Here is an 18,948-nt window from a genome sequence, read left to right as displayed (position 1 = left end):
CAAGTTAGATTAGTTAATCAATTATAACAGATTTAGCTATCCTTCTCTCAAAGTTTTTAATTTCGACAAAATTCTAGATTCATCCATGCTTAAAATAACAAATAAAGTCGAAGTATAGATGTCATCGTACCATTGTTCCAATTCATCATCAGCCAAATCAAGATGATATTGATTTGAATTATTGTGCCTTAAACCAAAATTATTATACATTTCAAAAAGTTTTTCAAACGCGATAACCTTTTGATTGTTAACTTTCATAATATCTTTTAATTCTTCAGAATAATTTAGTTCTCTTCTAAACGGTTCAAGGTAGTTCGCTAAAGCAATAAGTATTTCTTTCTTACGCTGAATATTTCCCTTATTTGAAAAATGATTATATTCTAAGACCTTTATCGCCTCTTCAATACTAGTTTCAGATACAATCTGAGAAGCTTCTGAGGCATATACATTCTTTTCAACAATGATTTTGTTACCATTGTCCAATGTAATCAATTCATGGTTTGATAATTCTAAAAACCTTTTAATATTATCAAATATAATTTGAATAAACTCACTCTCTTCCTCAGTAAATTTTTCCGCAAGATTACAAAAAATATCGACTAAGAACTCAGAGAAAACAAATAGTTGTTCAGTTGTATTATAGATATTCAATCCAACAAATTCTACCATTTGTGAATAACTGGTAAAGGTTGAACGATTAGGATAATCTAAGAAATTATCAGAAATCGCACTATTTAAACTTGTTTCATAATAGATACTCTTGAAATTTCTCTCCATTTCCAGTAAATCCATCAAATTTTTTAACTCTCTCTGTGGATCAAATTCCATCCGATTCAAAATATCAAAATAATTCTGTCTCGCCATAATATTTCCTATACTATATTAAAACACTGTCGCTTCCTCCAGCGTAAACTTGACATTGTCTTCAATCCATTTACGGCGTGGTTCGACTTTGTCTCCCATGAGGACATTGACACGGCGTTCGGCGCGTGCTAAGTCTTCAATCGTGACACGGATAAGAGTGCGGGTTTCTGGATTCATGGTTGTTTCCCAGAGTTGGTCCGCGTTCATCTCACCAAGTCCCTTGTAGCGTTGGAGCGTAGCGCCTTTACCAAACTGCTTACGAAGTTCTTCTAGCTCTCCGTCCGTCCAAGCGTAGGCCACTTCTTCTTTCTTGCCTTTGCCTTTGGACATCTTGTAAAGAGGCGGAAGGGCGATATAGACATGTCCTGCCTCAACTAGCGGACGCATGTAGCGGTAGAAAAATGTCAAGAGCAAGATCTGAATGTGGGCACCGTCGGTATCCGCATCGGTCATGATAATGATCTTGTCATAGTTGGCATCTTCAATAGAGAAGTCTGCTCCCACACCCGCACCGATGGTATAAATCATGGTGTTGATTTCTTCATTTTTAAGGATATCCGCCATCTTAGCCTTGGCTGTATTGATGACCTTACCACGAAGAGGTAGGATAGCTTGGAATTTACGGTCACGACCTTGCTTAGCAGAACCACCGGCAGAGTCACCTTCGACTAGATAGAGTTCATTCTTGGCAGGATTTTTAGACTGGGCTGGGGTCAATTTACCAGATAGCAAGCCCTTGTCTTTCTTGTTTTTCTTACCATTTCGGCTCTCATCACGCGCTTTGCGGGCTGCCTCTCGCGCATCACGTGCCTTAATAGCCTTGCGAATAAGGTTAGAAGCCAGTTCACCATTTTCCATAAGGAAGAAGGTCAACTTATCAGCTACAATTCCATCCACAACCGGACGAGCTAGTGGACTCCCCAGTTTATCCTTGGTCTGACCTTCAAACTGGAGGTGTTCTTCAGGAACCAGAATAGAAAGAACGGCTGCTAGTCCCTCGCGGTAGTCTGAGCCTTCAAGATTTTTATCTTTTTCCTTGAGAAGTCCCGTCTTACGAGCGTAGTCATTCATGACCTTGGTAATGGCTGACTTGAGTCCTGTCTCATGGGTTCCACCGTCCTTGGTACGAACGTTATTGACAAATGATAAAATATTATCTGAAAATCCATCATTGTACTGGAGGGCAACTTCCACTTGGAAACCATTGTCTTCGCCTTCAAAGTATAGAACTGGCGTCAAGGTTTCCTTGTCTTCATTGAGGTAAGAAACAAAGTCTTGTACCCCGTTCTCATAATGGAACTCGATTGCTTCATCTGTTCGCTTATCTGTCAAAGACAAGGTAACATTTTTTAAGAGAAAGGCTGACTCATTGAGTCGTTCTGAAATGGTATTGTACTTGAAATCAGTAGTAGAAAAGATAGTCGCGTCAGGCATGAAGGTAACTTTGGTACCTGTCTTAGACTTGGGTGCTGTGCCAATTTTCTTCAAGGTTGTGACGGGTTTCCCGCCATTTTCAAAACGTTGCTTGTAGACTGCACCGTCACGAGTGATTTCAACTTCCAACCAGCTAGAAAGGGCATTAACGACAGAAGAACCAACCCCGTGGAGACCTCCAGATGTCTTATAGCCACCTTGACCGAATTTCCCTCCAGCGTGGAGAATGGTAAAGATAACCTCAACAGTTGGGATTCCCATGGCGTGCATACCAGTCGGCATTCCACGACCATGGTCCTCTACTGTTAAACTGCCATCTTTATTGATAGTCACATCAATGCGGTCACCAAAGCCAGACAAGGCTTCATCGACTGCATTGTCCACTATTTCCCAGACTAGGTGATGAAGACCCGCACCGTCAGTCGATCCGATATACATCCCCGGACGTTTACGGACCGCATCCAACCCTTCTAGCACCTGAATGGCATCATCATTGTAGTTATTAATATTGATTTCCTTTTTTGACACAAGGAACCTCCTATTTGTTCATCTTTTCTATTTTACAGGTTTTCTAGGGATTTTGCAAAATTTTTCCCATTCAGCCGTCACAATTTCACAAGATATTCTCTGACTTTCCACAGCATTTCATGGTATAATAGGTCTATGATGACATTTGTATTATTAATTCTAGCTTATTTGCTAGGTTCGATTCCGTCTGGTCTATGGATTGGACAAATTTTCTTTCAAACAAATCTGCGTGAACATGGTTCTGGAAACACCGGAACAACCAATACTTTCCGAATTTTAGGTAAGAAAGCGGGTATGGCAACCTTTGTGATTGACTTCTTTAAAGGAACCTTGGCCACTCTCCTTCCAATCCTTTTCCACCTTCAAGGTGTATCACCTCTTGTATTTGGACTTTTGGCTGTGATCGGACATACTTTCCCTATCTTTGCCGGATTTAAGGGGGGCAAGGCTGTCGCAACCAGCGCTGGAGTGATTTTCGGATTTGCGCCTGTTTTTTGTCTCTATCTAGCGATTGTATTCTTTGGAAGCCTCTATCTAGGTAGTATGATTTCACTATCTAGCGTTACCGCTTCTATCGCAGCCGTTATCGGAGTTCTCCTATTTCCACTATTTGGATTTATCCTGAACAGCTATGACCCTCTCTTCATTTTGATTATCCTAGCACTCGCTAGCTTGATTATCATTCGTCACAAGGATAATATCACACGTATCAAAAATAAAACTGAAAATCTCGTCCCATGGGGATTGAACCTAACACGACAGAAACGTAACAGATAGAAAAGAGTTTGAAATAAAAATATAACTACAGATAAAAAAGCGAACAAGTGATATTTCTGAATTGCAGAAATATCACTTGTTCGCTTTTTCACATTAGGTAATCAAGGAATAAAGTCATTTACAGAATTTCATTCTTTAATCACCATTGACAATTGAAGCAAATGAAGTTCTAAGATCTGTATTGTTGGTCTCAGAAACATTATAGTGTTCTCCATTTGTATCTTGAGAATATAACACTTTTGGAGTACCATCTAAATTGATTGCGAAGAAGTATCTATGTACCTTCGTACCGCTTGAAAACCAATATTCATATGCATCTACAATTTGATAATCAGATGAAACTTTATCCCCATTTGTCCAATAAAGGTTAGTGCTTAAAGGAATTTGCCTATAGCTTGGTTGATTCATATTTTTCCCAAACTCAATCATATAGTTTGCTAGTTTTTTGGCCTTCCCTTCATTCCAGTAATTACTTGTGGGAGAATTTCTGCTATTCGCAGAGTTAGAGAGTTCTAATTTAGAAACAGTATAATATTTATGGTAACTTCCTATTATGGATATCCCCAGTCTCTTAGCCTTATCTTTATCTAGAATCAACTTAACTTCAATCGTATCTCCATTTGATAAACCTGAACTTTTTGAGAGTTTGATGGTTGGATTCTCTAAAAAATTTTGAACTTCCTGATCATTAAAGGAAACTTGAGGTATTTTTAAAACCTCTGTTCTAGCAACGCCTGATCCAGATTCACCAGACAGGTGAATTTTAATCTCATAATCAGATAGGTCTACCTGATAAATTTCTGAACTCGTACTGCTGCTATCTTTTTCAGTAAAATTACTTGACTGACTGGTAGTTCCCGGGTTATTCCAATTTTGAGTATTACCATGATGAGAACTCCCGTAATTAGATATGGGAGCCATCAACCCTATAAATGATAGAAATATGAAGAGAACTCCAATCCATCCACCAATCGATTTTCTTTCCGGTAGTGATGTGTCTGGTAATGGTTCTTTTTGATTGAGATTCCTAAAAAAAATACTATCATATTCCTTAGTAAAATAATCTGCTCTTTGACAAACGCTAAACAAAAGGAATAATGCAATTAGGATATTTAAAAAAGGCACGCACTCAGCTACATACAACAAAAAGATGCCAGAACCTTTAAAACCTACATCTCGAAGACGACGCACATTTATAGCAACCCATGGGATAAGAGCCGAAAGCCAAAACAAGAAATATAAGAAACCTCCTGTTATTAAATAAAACGGGTTTAAAAGATACCGTGGATTAAAGATACTTATAGGAAGAACGGTTGATATAATCAATAATAAAAGATTAAAAAGAACCATATACCAATACCCGCTTCTCGAGGTGTATCCTTTGAAATCCCAGTATCCTCTAAAAAAATCGACAATTGCCTTTCCAAAACTAATGTCTCGACCTCGTTGATCCACTACAAAAGGTGTTTGTATTGGATTAGCAGTAACAACAGACTCATCATATTCTTCACAAAATTGGTCATTCTCTTCTTCACCTGCTATCTCATCAGAAATCTCATCCGTCTGCAAGACCTCTTTTACTTCTGATTTGATTTCCTCTTCACCTGACCCAGTATCCTCTACAAATTCACCAGCAGCTTTTGCTGAAAAATATTCCTCTGGGGTGGGTTTTCGATCATTAATTAATTCAAAATATTCTATCCAATCTGCTCTTTTCATTTATTCCCCTTTCAATTTTAATTATATACAATGATTTCATTCAAAATTAACTTTATTAAATCTAATTTTTCAGTTACAATTTTTCACGTTTATCAGTCTGTCCTTGTTTTTCCTTCTGTTCAGCAACAGTATTTTCAAGTTTATCTTTAACATTACTTATAAGCTTATATATTCCAATTTGAAGAATACTGTTGCCATAGTAAATCGCAAAAACAATTGCAATAAATAGAAATATAAACAAAACTTCCATTTTTTTCTCCTATTTTACTGTGGTCCTATATTCAACCACTTTACGTTTAACTTCAATAGAATCATCTAGCGATTTCAAATAATTTTCAATTCGAGTTAAGATAACATTATAGATAAAGACAATTTCTCTAAATGAACGATTTCTTAGATTCTTAAGAGTAAATTGATAGACGAACTCTCCATTTTCCTCACCTAAATATTCTAAAACAAAGATAATCCTTCTTTTTAAAAATTCCATGGTAAAAATAATTTTATCGGGATAAAAAGTCTGCTGTACTTCACCAAGAAACTGAAAAATTTTAGTTGGTAATTTAGGAACTGAAATTGGATTTTCTTGTAACAAATGTGCTACTCCATTAAGATTTCTAATCTTTTTAGAGTAAAATATATGAACTTGACGTGTAAATAATTTTGTGTCTCTCTTTTTAATAACTCCCTTATTGATCAAATCATCCTCTAACATCAATTCTGCTGGCTTTAAACCATATTCTACAACTGCAATTGGTATGAGCACAGTTAAAACTATTCCTAAAAATGTTTCAATTCTCATTTATTTTACCTTCTTTTGTCGATAGTAATTAAAAATATATGTTTGAAACTCTTGATCATTTCGTAGTAGATATGTTGAAACTCCCATCACCACTACAGAAATAATCATCGGTGTGATAAATCTATAACGAAATCTTGCTAAAGAACCATTCATCTGTCTGTCAATTTCCTTATCTGCATTGAAAAATGAATAGCCTCCATAGCCCGTAGTGTACTTTTTGGGAATAAAAATACTCCCCACTTCATAAAGATTAGAAGCATAAGAAATCTTGCCAAGGGGTCTAAAACCACAGAATAAAAAAGCCAGATACCCCACTACTATTAGCGTTAATAACACTTTATGTTTCCCATTAAGGAATGGTAAAATTTGATGAAAAATACCATTATTGGGATCAGCTGAAACATCAATCTTATCCTTGAACGCTTGTACATTCAATAATCTATCATAAAAGTTAGTTCCATTTGTGCTCATTTGTCTAGAAATCAATCTTTCATTGAGGGTTCCCATCTCATTTTTAGAAGTGGTATCCAACGATGACTTAGAAGCGTCATTTTTCTTAAATCTTTGAGGGAAGTTTTCTAAATATTCTTCTTTCATCACTGTGGTTATTTTCTGTTCAGTTACCTCCTCTGTTTTTTTCATAAAGGAAGGAGCACCTATCAAGCCACTTTCTTTTGCTTCTAAAAATTCTTGGGAACTGGGCTTACGTCCATTTATTGCTTCAAAATATTCTAACCAATCTTTACTATCCACAAAATTTCTCCTAAAACTACTAATAGAATTGATGATCTTACAAAATCCTTCAATTAATCTATATTTGATAGTACAAAAAACAATAATTTTGTCTAACAAGCTATACAAAATTATTGTTCAATTATACTACACTGATCATCAGTAAAATTCACATTAAATCTTGTTAAGTACACAATAACAACTTTATTTTGACTTGATGTAGTTGATACCGTCTGCTTTAGGTGCAACTGCTTTTCCAAAGAAGGCTGCCAAGACAAGGATGGTCAAGACATAAGGGGCGATTTGAAGGTAAACCGCTGGCACTCCTTGTAGGAAAGGCAATTGAGAACCGATAACTGCCAAACTTTGTGAAAGTCCAAAGAATAGACTGGAAAGCATAGCACCAATTGGGTTCCATTTACCAAAGATCATCGCAGCAAGGGCGATAAATCCAGGACCGACAATAGTCGTCACTGAGAAGTTAACTGAGATTGATTGAGCATAAATCGCTCCCCCAATTCCACCAAGGAAACCTGAAATAACAACCCCAAGATATCGCATCTTGTAGACATTGATCCCCAAGGTATCCGCTGCCTGAGGGTGTTCACCAACAGAGCGAAGGCGAAGACCAAAGCGTGTCTTAAAGAGAATAAACCAAGCAAGGAAAGAGAAGGCAATCGCGATATAACCTAGCAAACTTGTTGACTTAAAGAAGATATCTCCAATCACTGGGATATCAGCCAAAACTGGGAAATCAAAACGTCCAAAAGTCTGGCTTAAGTTATCCGTTTGTCCTTTGTTATAAAGAACTTTAACCAAGAAAACTGCTAAGGCAGGAGCCATCAAGTTCAATACTGTACCACTGACAACATGGTCCGCACGGAAATGAACTGTAGCGACTGCATGGATGAGGGAGAACATAGCTCCCACGATACCTGCAACTAACAAGGAAATCCAAGGAGTCGCTGCTCCAAGTTGTTCTGCAAACTCAAGGTTAAAGACAACCCCAGAAAAGGCTCCCATAACCATAATTCCTTCAAGACCGACGTTAACGACACCACCACGTTCAGAGAAAACTCCTCCGATACTCGTGAATATAAGTGGTGCTGAGTAAATCAGCATAGAAGAGACCAAGAGGGTGAGTAATGTTGTAATAGACATCCTTACTTACCTCCTTTAACTTGTTTTTTAGGTTTGACAAAGCGTTCGATAATATAGTGAACACTGACAAAGAAGATAATAGACGCTGTTACAATGCTGACAAGCTCAGACGGAACTTGCGCTGCGTTCATACCCGGTGCTCCTACTTGCAAAACTCCAAATAAGAAGGCTGCAAAGAGAATTCCAATTGGTGAATTTCCAGCAAGCAAACTAACTGCCATCCCGTTAAATCCGATAGCCAATGATGATCCCTGAACGTAAACGTTTTGGAAGGTTCCAAGACCTTCTACCGCTCCACCAAGACCAGCCAAAGCACCAGAGATAATCATTGATAGAATGATTGTACGTTTTGCTGAAATACCAGCGTACTCTGAAGCATGGGGATTAAGACCAACTGCACGGATTTCAAAACCGAGAGTCGTTTTCTTGAGCAAGAACCAAATCACACCAACAGCAATGATAGCAAAGAAGATACCGATATTCATCCGAGAATTGCCAGTCAACTCTGATAACCATGGTGTCTGGTAACTAGCATTGGCACTCACACGAATTGTTGAGTCTGTACTTTGCATAAAGTCTTTCGGGAAAGAATGAATAAAGGCGTTCCCTACATACAAAACAATGTAGTTCATCATAATGGTTACGATAACCTCTGACGTACCGAGATAAGCTCTGAGAATACCTGGAATTGCACCAACAATTCCACCTGCGATCAGAGCAATCACCACAGTCGCTAAAATCAACATTGGACGTGGCATATCTGGATGCGACAAGGCAAACCAACCGCTTAGAATCCATCCCGCTAGCGCTTGACCTGGCAAACCAACGTTAAAGAAACCTGCCCGACTAGCGACAGCGAAACCAAGACCAATCAAGACCAGAGGACCCATGGCACGGAAAATTTCTCCAATCCCACGGAGGCTACCAAAAGCTGTATAAAACAACTCCTCATACCCCCAGATAGCATCGTAGCCGAAAATCCACATGACAATGGCTCCGAGCAAGATTCCTAAGAATACGGAAATCAAGGGAACCGAAATTTGTTGTAATTTTTTAGACATCACTCTTCTCCTTTCCCAAGTTTCCACCAGCCATCAAGACACCAAGTTCTTGTTTGTTAGTCGTTTCTGGCGATACAATACCTTGAATCTTACCATCGTGAATAACAGCAATTCGGTCTGAGACATTTAAAATCTCATCCAATTCAAAGCTGACAACAAGGACAGCCTTTCCGTTATCACGTTCTTCAATCAAACGTTTGTGGATATATTCAATGGCACCGACATCCAAACCACGAGTTGGTTGGCTGACGATAAGGAGATCAGGATCACGATCAATTTCACGAGCAATAATCGCTTTTTGTTGATTTCCTCCTGAAAGAGCTGCTGCTGGAACAAATTCGCTTGCCGCACGGACGTCAAATTCTTCCATTAATTTCTTAGCATGTGAAGTGATATTGGCATAGTTCAAGATACCATTCTTGCTGAGTGGTTCTTTGTAGTAGGTTTGAAGAGCGATATTTTCTGAAATCATCATCTCCAAAATCAATCCATCACGGTGACGGTCTTCAGGAACATGCCCTACACTGAGTTCCGTAATTTGTCGTGGGTGCATTCCCACGATTGATTTGCCTTTTAATTCAATACTACCAGACTCAACCTTACGAAGGCCTGTAATAGCTTGAATGAGTTCAGATTGACCATTGCCATCAATACCCGCAATACCAACAATTTCACCAGCTCGAACATCCAAAGAAAGATTCTTCACAGCTGGAACACCACGGTTTTCATTAACAACCAAGTCCTTGATAGACAAGACCACTTCTTTTGGTTGAGGTGCCTGTTTTTCCGTTTTAAAGGAAACAGAGCGTCCAACCATCATTTCTGCCAAGTCCGCATTTGTTGCGCCTGCGATTTCAACCGTCTGGATTGATTTCCCACGACGGATAACTGTCACTCGATTAGATACCGCACGAATCTCATCTAACTTGTGGGTGATTAGGATGATGGATTTGCCTTCCTTGACAAGATTACGCATAATTGCCATCAACTCGTCAATCTCTGAAGGAGTCAATACAGCTGTAGGTTCATCAAAGATAAGGATATCAGCACCACGATAAAGTGTTTTCAAGATTTCTACACGTTGTTGGGCACCAACGGAAATATCCGCCACCTTAGCAGCAGGATCCACTGCCAAACCATAACGTTCAGAAAGAGCCTTGATTTCTCTAGTAGCTTCGGCTATATCTAGCATACCATTTTTAGTGATTTCACTCCCCAAAATGATATTCTCAGCTACTGTAAAAGCTTCGACCAACATAAAATGTTGGTGAACCATCCCAATTCCTAGACTAGCAGCTTTAGAAGGTGAATCTAGTTTGACAACTTGACCATTCACCGCAATTTCACCACTAGTTGGCTCAAGAAGTCCTGCAAGCATATTCATCAGAGTGGATTTACCCGCTCCATTTTCTCCTAAAAGTGCATGGATTTCACCTTTTCGCAGTTGCAAATTGATCTTGTCGTTTGCTACAAATTCACCAAACACCTTGGTAATATCCCGCATCTCAATGACATTTTCGTGTGCCATATGCTCTTCCTTTCAGAGGTTTATTTTATTTCAATAAAACCTGCTAATCACATTAACAAGCTCTATTGAGACAAAAATTGCCTCAATTCTTAAAGAAGCGACCGATGGCCGCTTCCTAAGAAATGACTTTTATCCATTATTTTTCAGGAACTTTTACACTTCCGTCAAGGATTTTAGCTTTTGCATCTTCGACAGCCTTTTTACCTTCTTCTGAAAGATTTGTTACTGCCAAGTCAACCCCTTTATCTTTCAATGAGTAGACGATAACTTGTCCACCAGGGAATTCACCTTTTTCTGTTTTGTTGGCAATATCTTTTACAGTTGTACCAACTTGTTTCAATGTAGATACAAGAACGAAGTTTGATTCTTTACCATCTTTAGAAGTGTATTTACCTTCTGCTGCTTGGTCACGATCTACACCAATAACCCAAACTTTTTCGTTTTCATTTTTGCTTTCGTTCAAAGATTTTGCTTCAGCAAAGACACCAGCCCCTGTACCACCAGCTGCTTGGTAGACAACGTCTGCACCTGCAGCGTATTGAGCTGCTGCAATTGTTTTACCTTTAGCAGCATCACCAAATGAACCAGCGTAGTCAACTTGTACCTTAATAGAAGGGTCTACTGAGGCAACACCAGCCTTAAATCCAGCAGCGAAACGTGAAATAACTTCAGATTCGATACCACCTACAAAACCAACTTGTTTTGTTTTAGTTGTTTTAGCTGCTGCAACACCAGCAAGGTAAGCTGCTTCGTTATCAGCAAATGTTACGCTCGCAACATTCTTTTGATCTTTGATCACATCATCAATCAAGACATAGTTTAAGTCAGAGTGGTCTTTTGCTGCCTCTTCAACTGCATTGTGAAGTGCAAAACCAACACCGAAGATCAGGTTGTAACTTCCAGCCGCTTGTTGCAAGTTGTTAGCATAGTCTGCTTCACTTGTTGATTGGAAATAAGTAAAGCCTTTATCTTTAGAAAGATTGTGTTCTTTACCCCAGTCTTGCAAACCTTCCCAAGCTGATTGGTTAAATGATTTATCATCAACACCACCAGTATCTGTTACGATCGCTGCTTTCGTCTTCATTTCAGATGAAGATGAAGCTGCGTTACGAGAAGAGCGGTTACCACATGCAGCAAGTCCAACTGCTGCCACTGCAACTAGACCAAGGCCTAGCCATTGTTTCTTGTTCATTACTGAACCTCCTAAATAAGATGTGCAACGATGTTGCAAGTATAGATCGTTTGGTCACGTAGACCACAGCCACTCGAAGAGTAGCTCAGACTAATTTAAGTCTGTAAATGAGTATGGAAGTAACTCCCCGACCGTCATCTCGACCGTCGATTTATCTTTAGCAACTAAAGTCACTTTTAGATCTTGTTCAAAAAACTCAACCATGACCTGACGACAAGCACCACATGGCGAGATGGGTTTTTCAGTTTGTCCGTAGACAATCAACTCTGAAAACTCCCGTTGTCCCTCCGAAACTGCTTTGAAAATAGCGGTACGCTCTCCACAATTGGTCAAAGGATAACTAGCATTCTCGATATTAACACCCGTATAAATGCTACCGTTCTTGGCAACTAAAACAGCTCCGATGGGAAAGTGAGAATAGGGTACATAGGCTTTCTTGCTGGTTTCAATTGCTAGTTCAATCAACTCAGTAGTCGCCATCTGCCAATTCTCCTTTTAAAATTGCTACACCAGCAGATGTTCCGATACGGGTAGCGCCTGCTTCCACAAAAGCGACAGCATCTGCATATGAACGAGCTCCACCAGCTGCCTTAACTCCCATATCTGGTCCGACTGTTTTACGCATTAATTTAACATCTGCTACCGTAGCACCACCAATTGAAAAGCCAGTAGATGTTTTAACAAAGTCAGCGCCTGCTTTCTGGGATAATTGGCAGGCCACAACCTTTTCATCGTCTGTCAACAAGCAGGCTTCAATAATGACCTTAACTAACTTGTCACCACTTGCTTCTACGACAGCACGGATGTCCGATTCAACTAAATCAAGATTGCCTGATTTAAGGGCACCAACATTGATAACCATATCAATCTCATCTGCACCGTTTTGAACAGCTTCTTTTGTTTCAAAAGCTTTCACAGCTGAAGTTGTTGCTCCCAAAGGAAAACCTACTACTGTACAAACCTTTACATCTGAACCATCAAGTCCTGCCTTTGAATGAGCGACCCAGCTGGGATTGACACAAACGCTGGCAAAGTCATACTCACGCGCTTCAGATAGCAAACGATCAATTTGTTCTTGACTTGCATCTTGCTTTAAAAGCGTATGATCTATATATTTATTTAACTTCATATTCGGATTCTCCCTGGTTTTATGAGATAATTTCTATAATTTCTCGTAAACTTTGCACTCCATCATTTATTTTAACATATTTTTGAAATTCTGTAACTAGTTCAGAAGAAATTTTTCCATTTGTATAAACTTTTGCAACAATTTCACCCTTCTGGACAGGTTCACCAACTTTTTTATCAAAAACGATTCCAGTTTCATAGTCTAAAGCATCAGACTTGACTGCACGACCGGCTCCTAGTCTCATGGCATAGAGACCAAATTCCATAGCTGGAAGAGCTGAAATTATACCTGTTTCCTGTGCTGGAATTTCCACCACATGTGCAACATTTACTGGGCGATAGAGATCTTCTAGATCACCGCCTTGTGCTGCTACCATTTTTTCAAACTTAGCCAGTGCTTGGCCGTTTTCAAGATGTTGACGGATTTCCTCGACGGTTTTCTCAACATCAGCCAACCCAAGCATAATCTGAGCAAGTTCACAGATAAAGTGACTGATATCTTCTCGGCCTTTTCCTTGAAGAATCTCGATTGCTTCTAGGATTTCAAGACGATTGCCAATGGCTCTTCCCAAGGGTTGGCTCATATCGGTAATGACTGCTACCGTCTTTCGACCAACGGCCTTACCAAGATCCACCATGGTTTGAGCCAATTCGCGCGCCTCCTCAACAGTCTTCATAAAGGCACCCTCACCGACAGTCACGTCTAGCAAAATGGCATCTGCTCCAGCAGCGATTTTCTTACTCATGACAGAACTAGCAATCAAAGGAATAGTGTCGACAGTCGCTGTCACATCACGAAGCGCATAGAGAAGTTTGTCTGCTTTAACCAGCTGGTCAGACTGACCAATGACGGATACACCAATGTCTTGAACCTGTTTGATGAAATCCTCTTGACTACGTTCCACTTGGTAGCCCTTTATTGCTTCTAACTTATCTAAGGTCCCGCCAGTATGTCCTAGTCCACGACCGCTCATCTTGGCTACTGGGACACCAAAACTGGCTACTAAAGGAGCCAAAATCAAGGTCACCTTATCACCAACACCACCTGTCGAGTGTTTATCTACTTTGATACCCTCTATGGCTGACAAATCAAACTCTTGACCCGTCTTAACCATATTCATCGTCAGGTCAGAAATCTCTCGTGTGGTCATTCCTTTGAAATAAACAGCCATAGCAAAAGCAGACATCTGATAGTCTGGAACAGTTCCTGCCACATAGCCTTCTACCAGCCACTTGATTTCATTTGAAGTCAATTCTTGACCGTCTCGTTTTTTTTGGATTAAATCAACTGCTCTCATTCTTTCACACTTCTAAGGATATAATATCCCTTATCTTTTTTGACGATTTCACAATTGCCAAACATGTCTTCCATCTTGTTTTTGGCACTAGGGGCACCCTGCTTTTTCTGAATAACGATTGTTAAGTCTCCACCGTCTTCCAGAAAATCCATGCTCTTTTCGATAATCTCATGAACAACTTGCTTGCCCGCCCGAATCGGCGGATTGGAAATGACATGGTCAAATTTCCCTTCAACTTGCTCATAGATGTTTGATTGGAAAATAGTTGCTGAAACTTGGTTTCTCTCAGCATTTTTTCGCGCCAAGTCCAGAGCACGATTATTGATATCGACCATGGTAGCTTGTACTCCGTAAGCCTTGACCAAAGAAAGTCCTAGGGGACCATACCCACAGCCGACATCTAGCACTCGCTCATCTTTCTCAACCTCTAGACACTTCAGTAAGAGCTGACTACCAAAGTCAATCATCTTTTTACTAAAGACACCTGCGTCCGTTAAAAAGGTCATTTTATGTCCCAGCAACTCTACTCTCAATTCATGAATATCGTGAGCTGCATCAGGATTTTCTGCATAATACATTTTACTCATAAAACTATTTTACCATATTTTAGTGAAATGTTAAATCGTTTACAAAGCTAAATTTCAAGACACAGACTACATCTATTATAATAACAATTAAAACTTTTCAATGGTTTTATTTCTTTTAAAAACTATATATCATAAATGGATTTAATTCATTTATGTCTTTATAAATGAAATATGATATACTAAGATATCGAACGAGGAAACATTATGACCAACGAATTTTTACATTTTGAAAAAATCAGCCGCCAAACATGGCAGTCCTTGCATCGCAAGACAACCCCTCCCTTGACGGAAGAAGAACTGGACTCCATCAAGAGTTTTAACGACCAAATCAGTCTGCAAGATGTAACAGACATCTATCTGCCACTGGTTCACCTTATCCATATCTATAAAAAAGCCAAAGAAGATTTGTCTTTCTCAAAAGAAATCTTTCTTCAGAGAGATAGCAAGCCCCAACCTTTTATTATTGGGGTTTCGGGTAGTGTCGCCGTCGGCAAGTCAACAACTAGCCGCCTCCTACAAATCCTTCTCTCCCGTACACTTTCAGATGCTACTGTAGAACTAGTGACAACGGATGGCTTTCTCTATCCCAACCAAACTTTAATTGACCAAGGTATCTTAAATCGTAAAGGTTTTCCAGAGAGTTATGATATGGAAGCTTTGCTGAATTTTCTTGATCGCTTAAAAAATGGACAGAATGTCGATATCCCCGTCTATTCTCATGAGGTTTATGATATTGTTCCTGGGGAGAAACAGTGCGTTAAGGCTGCAGATTTCGTCATCGTTGAAGGAATCAATGTCTTTCAAAATCCTCAAAATGAGCGCCTTTACATCACCGACTTCTTTGATTTTTCCATCTACGTAGACGCTGCTGTCGAGGACATTGAAAGCTGGTATTTAGATCGATTTTTAAAACTCCTCAGCTTTGCACAAAACGATCCAGATAGCTACTACCACCGCTTTACGCAAATGCCAATAGGGGAAGTAGAGTCTTTTGCCCACCAGGTATGGAGTGATATCAACCTTACAAATCTACAAAACTATATTGAACCAACAAGGAATCGAGCCGAGGTTATTCTCCATAAGACTAAAAATCATGAAATCGATGAAATTTACCTAAAAAAATAATTTCCCCTTGTCAAAACCTGAGTTTTCAGATATAATGGTATAGTTAGTAAATATGGAGGTAAGAACATTGGCAAACATTAAATCAGCTATCAAACGCGCTGAATTGAACGTTAAACATAACGAAAAAAACTCAGCTCAAAAATCAGCTATGCGTACTGCTATCAAAGCTTTCGAAGCAAACCCTTCTGAAGAACTTTTCCGTGCTGCTAGCTCAGCTATCGACAAAGCAGAAACTAAAGGTTTGATTCATAAAAACAAAGCAAGTCGCGATAAAGCTCGTCTTTCATCTAAACTTGCTAAATAAGAAACAGTCCATAGAGGCTGTTTTTTTGTCCTCTAATAAGAAAAGGTAGAAAATGAAAATCGCAATCATCGGATATTCTGGAGCTGGTAAGTCAACCCTAGCTGAAAAATTATCAAACTACTGCTCCATCCCCAAACTGCATATGGATACTCTCCAATTTCAACCTGGTTGGCAAGATAGTGACCGCGAATGGATGTTGACCGAGATGAAAAACTTTCTCACAAAGCATGAAACTTGGGTCATTGATGGCAACTACTCTTGGTGTTGCTATGAAGAAAGAATGCAGGAAGCTGACCAAATCATCTTTCTCAACTTTTCCCCATTGTCTTGTCTCTTTCGAGCCTTCAAACGTTATCTCACATATCGCGGCAAGGTCAGAGAAAGTATGGCGGCTGGCTGTAAAGAGCAATTTAACTGGGAATTTATCAGATGGATTCTCTGGGATGGGCGGAGCAAATCCGCTAAGGAACGTTATCAGCGGGTTCAAGAAACCTATCCAGAGAAAATAATTGTTCTCAGGTCGCAAAAGGAGATAGACAACTTCTTAGAAAATCTCACACATAACAAGAAAAACCAACGTGCCTAACGTTGGTTTTTTGCTTTTACCCAATCACACTTCCGTTTGGTACAGCTGGATCAACTGTGAGAAGGGTTAATTTGCCATCATGTTCAGCTGAGAGAATCATCCCTTGGCTGACATATTTTTTCATCATCTTGCGTGGTTTGAGGTTGGCAACGATTTGGACTTTCTTGCCGACCAATTCTTGTTCGTTTGGATAGTATTTTGCAATTCCTGAGAGGATTTGACGATCTTCACCATCACCAGCATCCAAGCGGAATTGAAGCAACTTATCAGAACCTTCTACTTTAGAAACTTCTTTGACTTCTGCGACACGGATTTCAACCTTGTCGAAGTCTTCAAACTTGATTTCTTCCTTGTTTAGTTTGAGTTCGACTTCATCTGGATTCCATTCCTTTTCGACTGCTGGTTTATTACCTTCCATTTGTTCCTTGATATAGGCGATTTCTTCTTCCATATCCAGACGTGGGAAGATTGGGGTTCCTTTGGCAACTACTGTCACACCTGCAGGAAAGTCAGCCAAGTTCAAGTTCTCAAGGCTAGAAACTTCTGCTAGACCAAGTTGAGTCAAGACAGCACGACTGGTTTCCATCATAAAGGGCTCAATCAAGTGAGCGACAACACGAAGGCTAGCTGCCAAGTGGCTCATAACACTTGCCAATTGGTCACGAAGAGCTTCATCCTTAGCCAAGACCCATGGAGCAGTCTCATCGATGTATTTGTTAGTACGAGAGATAAGAGTCCAGACCGCTTCAAGCGCACGTGGGTAGTCAACTGCTTCCATGTGTGTATGGTAGTCTGCGATAGATTGTTCTGCAACGTCAGCAAGCGCATTGTCAAACTCTGTCACACCCTCTACATAGGCAGGGATTTGCCCATCAAAGTACTTGTTAATCATAGAAACCGTACGGTTGAGGAGGTTCCCAAGATCATTAGCCAATTCGTAGTTGATACGGCCTACATAGTCTTCAGGAGTGAAGGTTCCGTCCGAACCAACCGGAAGGCTACGCATGAGGTAGTAACGAAGTGGATCTAGTCCATAACGCTCTACCAGCATTTCAGGGTAGACAACATTTCCTTTAGACTTAGACATCTTGCCGTCTTTCATGACAAACCAACCGTGAGCAATCAAACGATCTGGCAATTTTACATCCAACATCATAAGAAGGATAGGCCAATAGATGGAGTGGAAACGAAGGATATCTTTTCCAACCATGTGGAAGACTGTTCCATTCCAGAACTTATCAAAATTACCGTGTTCATCTTGACCGTAACCAAGGGCTGTCGCATAGTTGAGAAGAGCATCAATCCATACATAGACAACGTGTTTTGGATTTGATGGGACTGGTACTCCCCATGTAAATGTTGTACGAGAAACTGCCAAATCTTCCAAACCTGGCTCGATAAAGTTTTTCAACATTTCATTGAGTCGACCAGATGGAGTGATAAACTCAGGATGCGATTTGAAAAATTCAACCAAACGGTCTTGGTATTTGCTGAGGCGAAGGAAGTAAGACTCTTCAGATACCCATTCTACTTCGTGTCCTGATGGAGCAATACCGCCCGTTACATTTCCAGCTTCGTCACGGAAAACTTCTGCCAGCTGGCTTTCTGTAAAGAATTCTTCATCTGAGACTGAATACCAGCCAGAGTATTCACCCAAGTAGATATCATCTTGAGCAAGCAAGCGTTCAAAGACCTGAGCCACTACTTTTTCATGGTAATCATCAGTTGTACGGATGAATTTATCGTATGAGATATCGAGTAATTTCCAGAGTTCTTTGACACCAACCGCCATGCCATCAACATAAGCTTGTGGTGTAATACCAGCTTCTTCCGCTTTCTGTTGGATCTTTTGACCATGCTCGTCAAGACCTGTCAGATAAAAGACATCGTAGCCCATAAGGCGTTTGTAACGAGCTAGGACATCACAAGCGATGGTTGTGTAGGCAGAACCGATATGAAGTTTACCAGATGGATAGTAAATCGGTGTTGTAATATAAAAATTCTTTTCAGACATAATTTTTCCTTTCCAGGCAAATGAAACCTGTTTTTCTAACACTTCATTATATCATATTTTTAGTGATTTTCGATAGGAAAATCCATACAAAAACAAGATAGACAAGTGTCC

At 39.7% G+C, this 18,948-nt stretch carries 19 protein-coding genes; 4 read left to right on the top strand and 15 right to left on the bottom strand.

Annotated features, from left to right (window positions below):
* Positions 1 to 36 precede the first annotated feature (36 nt).
* Entirely contained in the window at positions 37 to 864 is an 828-nt protein-coding gene (locus EJF26_RS01665) for a hypothetical protein (protein WP_000113755.1), read from the bottom strand.
* Between the two features lie 18 nt (positions 865 to 882).
* Complete coding sequence (parE, locus tag EJF26_RS01660; protein WP_000037250.1) at positions 883 to 2,826, bottom strand: DNA topoisomerase IV subunit B; 1,944 nt, start codon at positions 2,824 to 2,826, stop codon at positions 883 to 885.
* Positions 2,827 to 2,961: 135 nt separating this feature from the next.
* Between parE and plsY the strand changes: the two genes are divergently transcribed.
* Positions 2,962 to 3,603 (top strand): glycerol-3-phosphate 1-O-acyltransferase PlsY, encoded by a 642-nt coding sequence (plsY, locus tag EJF26_RS01655; protein WP_004246593.1) that lies wholly within the window; start codon positions 2,962 to 2,964, stop codon positions 3,601 to 3,603.
* Between the two features lie 135 nt (positions 3,604 to 3,738).
* Here plsY and EJF26_RS01650 read toward each other — a convergent pair whose 3' ends face one another.
* The 12 genes from EJF26_RS01650 to EJF26_RS01600 all read right to left on the bottom strand — a co-directional run bounded on the left by EJF26_RS01650 (position 3,739) and on the right by EJF26_RS01600 (position 14,808).
* On the bottom strand, positions 3,739 to 5,322 hold the full coding sequence (locus EJF26_RS01650) for a DUF4767 domain-containing protein (RefSeq protein WP_000816425.1): 1,584 nt from the start codon (positions 5,320 to 5,322) through the stop codon (positions 3,739 to 3,741).
* 73 nt (positions 5,323 to 5,395) lie between these two features.
* Positions 5,396 to 5,572 (bottom strand): hypothetical protein, encoded by a 177-nt coding sequence (locus tag EJF26_RS09745; protein WP_004245779.1) that lies wholly within the window; start codon positions 5,570 to 5,572, stop codon positions 5,396 to 5,398.
* A gap of 9 nt (positions 5,573 to 5,581) precedes the next feature.
* Positions 5,582 to 6,121 carry a hypothetical protein gene (locus tag EJF26_RS01645; RefSeq protein WP_001217744.1) on the bottom strand — a complete coding sequence of 180 codons (540 nt, stop codon included), beginning with the start codon at positions 6,119 to 6,121 and terminating at the stop codon, positions 5,582 to 5,584.
* Positions 6,122 to 6,874 carry a hypothetical protein gene (locus EJF26_RS01640; RefSeq protein ID WP_000377447.1) on the bottom strand — a complete coding sequence of 251 codons (753 nt, stop codon included), beginning with the start codon at positions 6,872 to 6,874 and terminating at the stop codon, positions 6,122 to 6,124.
* 183 nt (positions 6,875 to 7,057) lie between these two features.
* The gene (locus tag EJF26_RS01635) at positions 7,058 to 8,014 is read right to left on the bottom strand and encodes an ABC transporter permease (RefSeq protein WP_000029136.1); all 957 of its coding nucleotides are present in this window, start codon (positions 8,012 to 8,014) and stop codon (positions 7,058 to 7,060) included.
* A gap of 2 nt (positions 8,015 to 8,016) precedes the next feature.
* The gene (locus EJF26_RS01630; protein WP_000038676.1) at positions 8,017 to 9,075 is read right to left on the bottom strand and encodes an ABC transporter permease; all 1,059 of its coding nucleotides are present in this window, start codon (positions 9,073 to 9,075) and stop codon (positions 8,017 to 8,019) included.
* The gene (locus EJF26_RS01625) at positions 9,068 to 10,603 is read right to left on the bottom strand and encodes an ABC transporter ATP-binding protein (RefSeq protein ID WP_000929824.1); all 1,536 of its coding nucleotides are present in this window, start codon (positions 10,601 to 10,603) and stop codon (positions 9,068 to 9,070) included. The genes EJF26_RS01630 and EJF26_RS01625 overlap by 8 nt, the downstream gene beginning before the upstream one ends.
* Before the next feature lie 136 nt (positions 10,604 to 10,739).
* On the bottom strand, positions 10,740 to 11,795 hold the full coding sequence (locus EJF26_RS01620; protein ID WP_001036146.1) for a BMP family lipoprotein: 1,056 nt from the start codon (positions 11,793 to 11,795) through the stop codon (positions 10,740 to 10,742).
* 90 nt (positions 11,796 to 11,885) lie between these two features.
* Complete coding sequence (locus EJF26_RS01615; protein ID WP_000246099.1) at positions 11,886 to 12,275, bottom strand: cytidine deaminase; 390 nt, start codon at positions 12,273 to 12,275, stop codon at positions 11,886 to 11,888.
* The gene (gene deoC / locus EJF26_RS01610) at positions 12,262 to 12,924 is read right to left on the bottom strand and encodes a deoxyribose-phosphate aldolase (RefSeq protein ID WP_000773694.1); all 663 of its coding nucleotides are present in this window, start codon (positions 12,922 to 12,924) and stop codon (positions 12,262 to 12,264) included. Before deoC ends, EJF26_RS01615 begins: the two co-directional genes overlap by 14 nt.
* Before the next feature lie 19 nt (positions 12,925 to 12,943).
* Positions 12,944 to 14,221 (bottom strand): pyrimidine-nucleoside phosphorylase, encoded by a 1,278-nt coding sequence (locus EJF26_RS01605; protein WP_001202939.1) that lies wholly within the window; start codon positions 14,219 to 14,221, stop codon positions 12,944 to 12,946.
* A complete protein-coding gene (locus tag EJF26_RS01600) occupies positions 14,218 to 14,808 on the bottom strand; it encodes a class I SAM-dependent methyltransferase (RefSeq protein WP_004245862.1) in 591 nt (196 codons plus the stop codon). Before EJF26_RS01600 ends, EJF26_RS01605 begins: the two co-directional genes overlap by 4 nt.
* 204 nt (positions 14,809 to 15,012) lie before the next feature.
* On the opposite strand from EJF26_RS01600, the gene coaA reads away from it, so the two are divergent.
* From coaA to EJF26_RS01585, 3 genes are all read left to right on the top strand, one after another.
* Positions 15,013 to 15,933: a type I pantothenate kinase gene (gene coaA, locus EJF26_RS01595; protein ID WP_000180480.1), complete on the top strand. Its 921-nt coding sequence runs from the start codon at positions 15,013 to 15,015 to the stop codon at positions 15,931 to 15,933.
* Positions 15,934 to 16,000: 67 nt separating this feature from the next.
* Positions 16,001 to 16,237, top strand: coding sequence for a 30S ribosomal protein S20 (gene rpsT / locus EJF26_RS01590; RefSeq protein WP_001273999.1), 237 nt, complete (start codon positions 16,001 to 16,003; stop codon positions 16,235 to 16,237).
* Between the two features lie 52 nt (positions 16,238 to 16,289).
* On the top strand, positions 16,290 to 16,823 hold the full coding sequence (locus EJF26_RS01585) for a DNA topology modulation protein (protein WP_000684203.1): 534 nt from the start codon (positions 16,290 to 16,292) through the stop codon (positions 16,821 to 16,823).
* A gap of 16 nt (positions 16,824 to 16,839) precedes the next feature.
* On the opposite strand, the gene metG is transcribed toward EJF26_RS01585, so the two are convergent.
* Positions 16,840 to 18,837 (bottom strand): methionine--tRNA ligase, encoded by a 1,998-nt coding sequence (gene metG, locus EJF26_RS01580; RefSeq protein WP_001291354.1) that lies wholly within the window; start codon positions 18,835 to 18,837, stop codon positions 16,840 to 16,842.
* Positions 18,838 to 18,948 lie beyond the last annotated feature (111 nt).

It is taken from the genome of Streptococcus oralis subsp. dentisani, from assembly GCF_007475365.1.
GTDB classification, from domain to species: domain Bacteria; phylum Bacillota; class Bacilli; order Lactobacillales; family Streptococcaceae; genus Streptococcus; species Streptococcus mitis_AX.
This window is presented reverse-complemented; position numbering and strand designations above follow the sequence as displayed.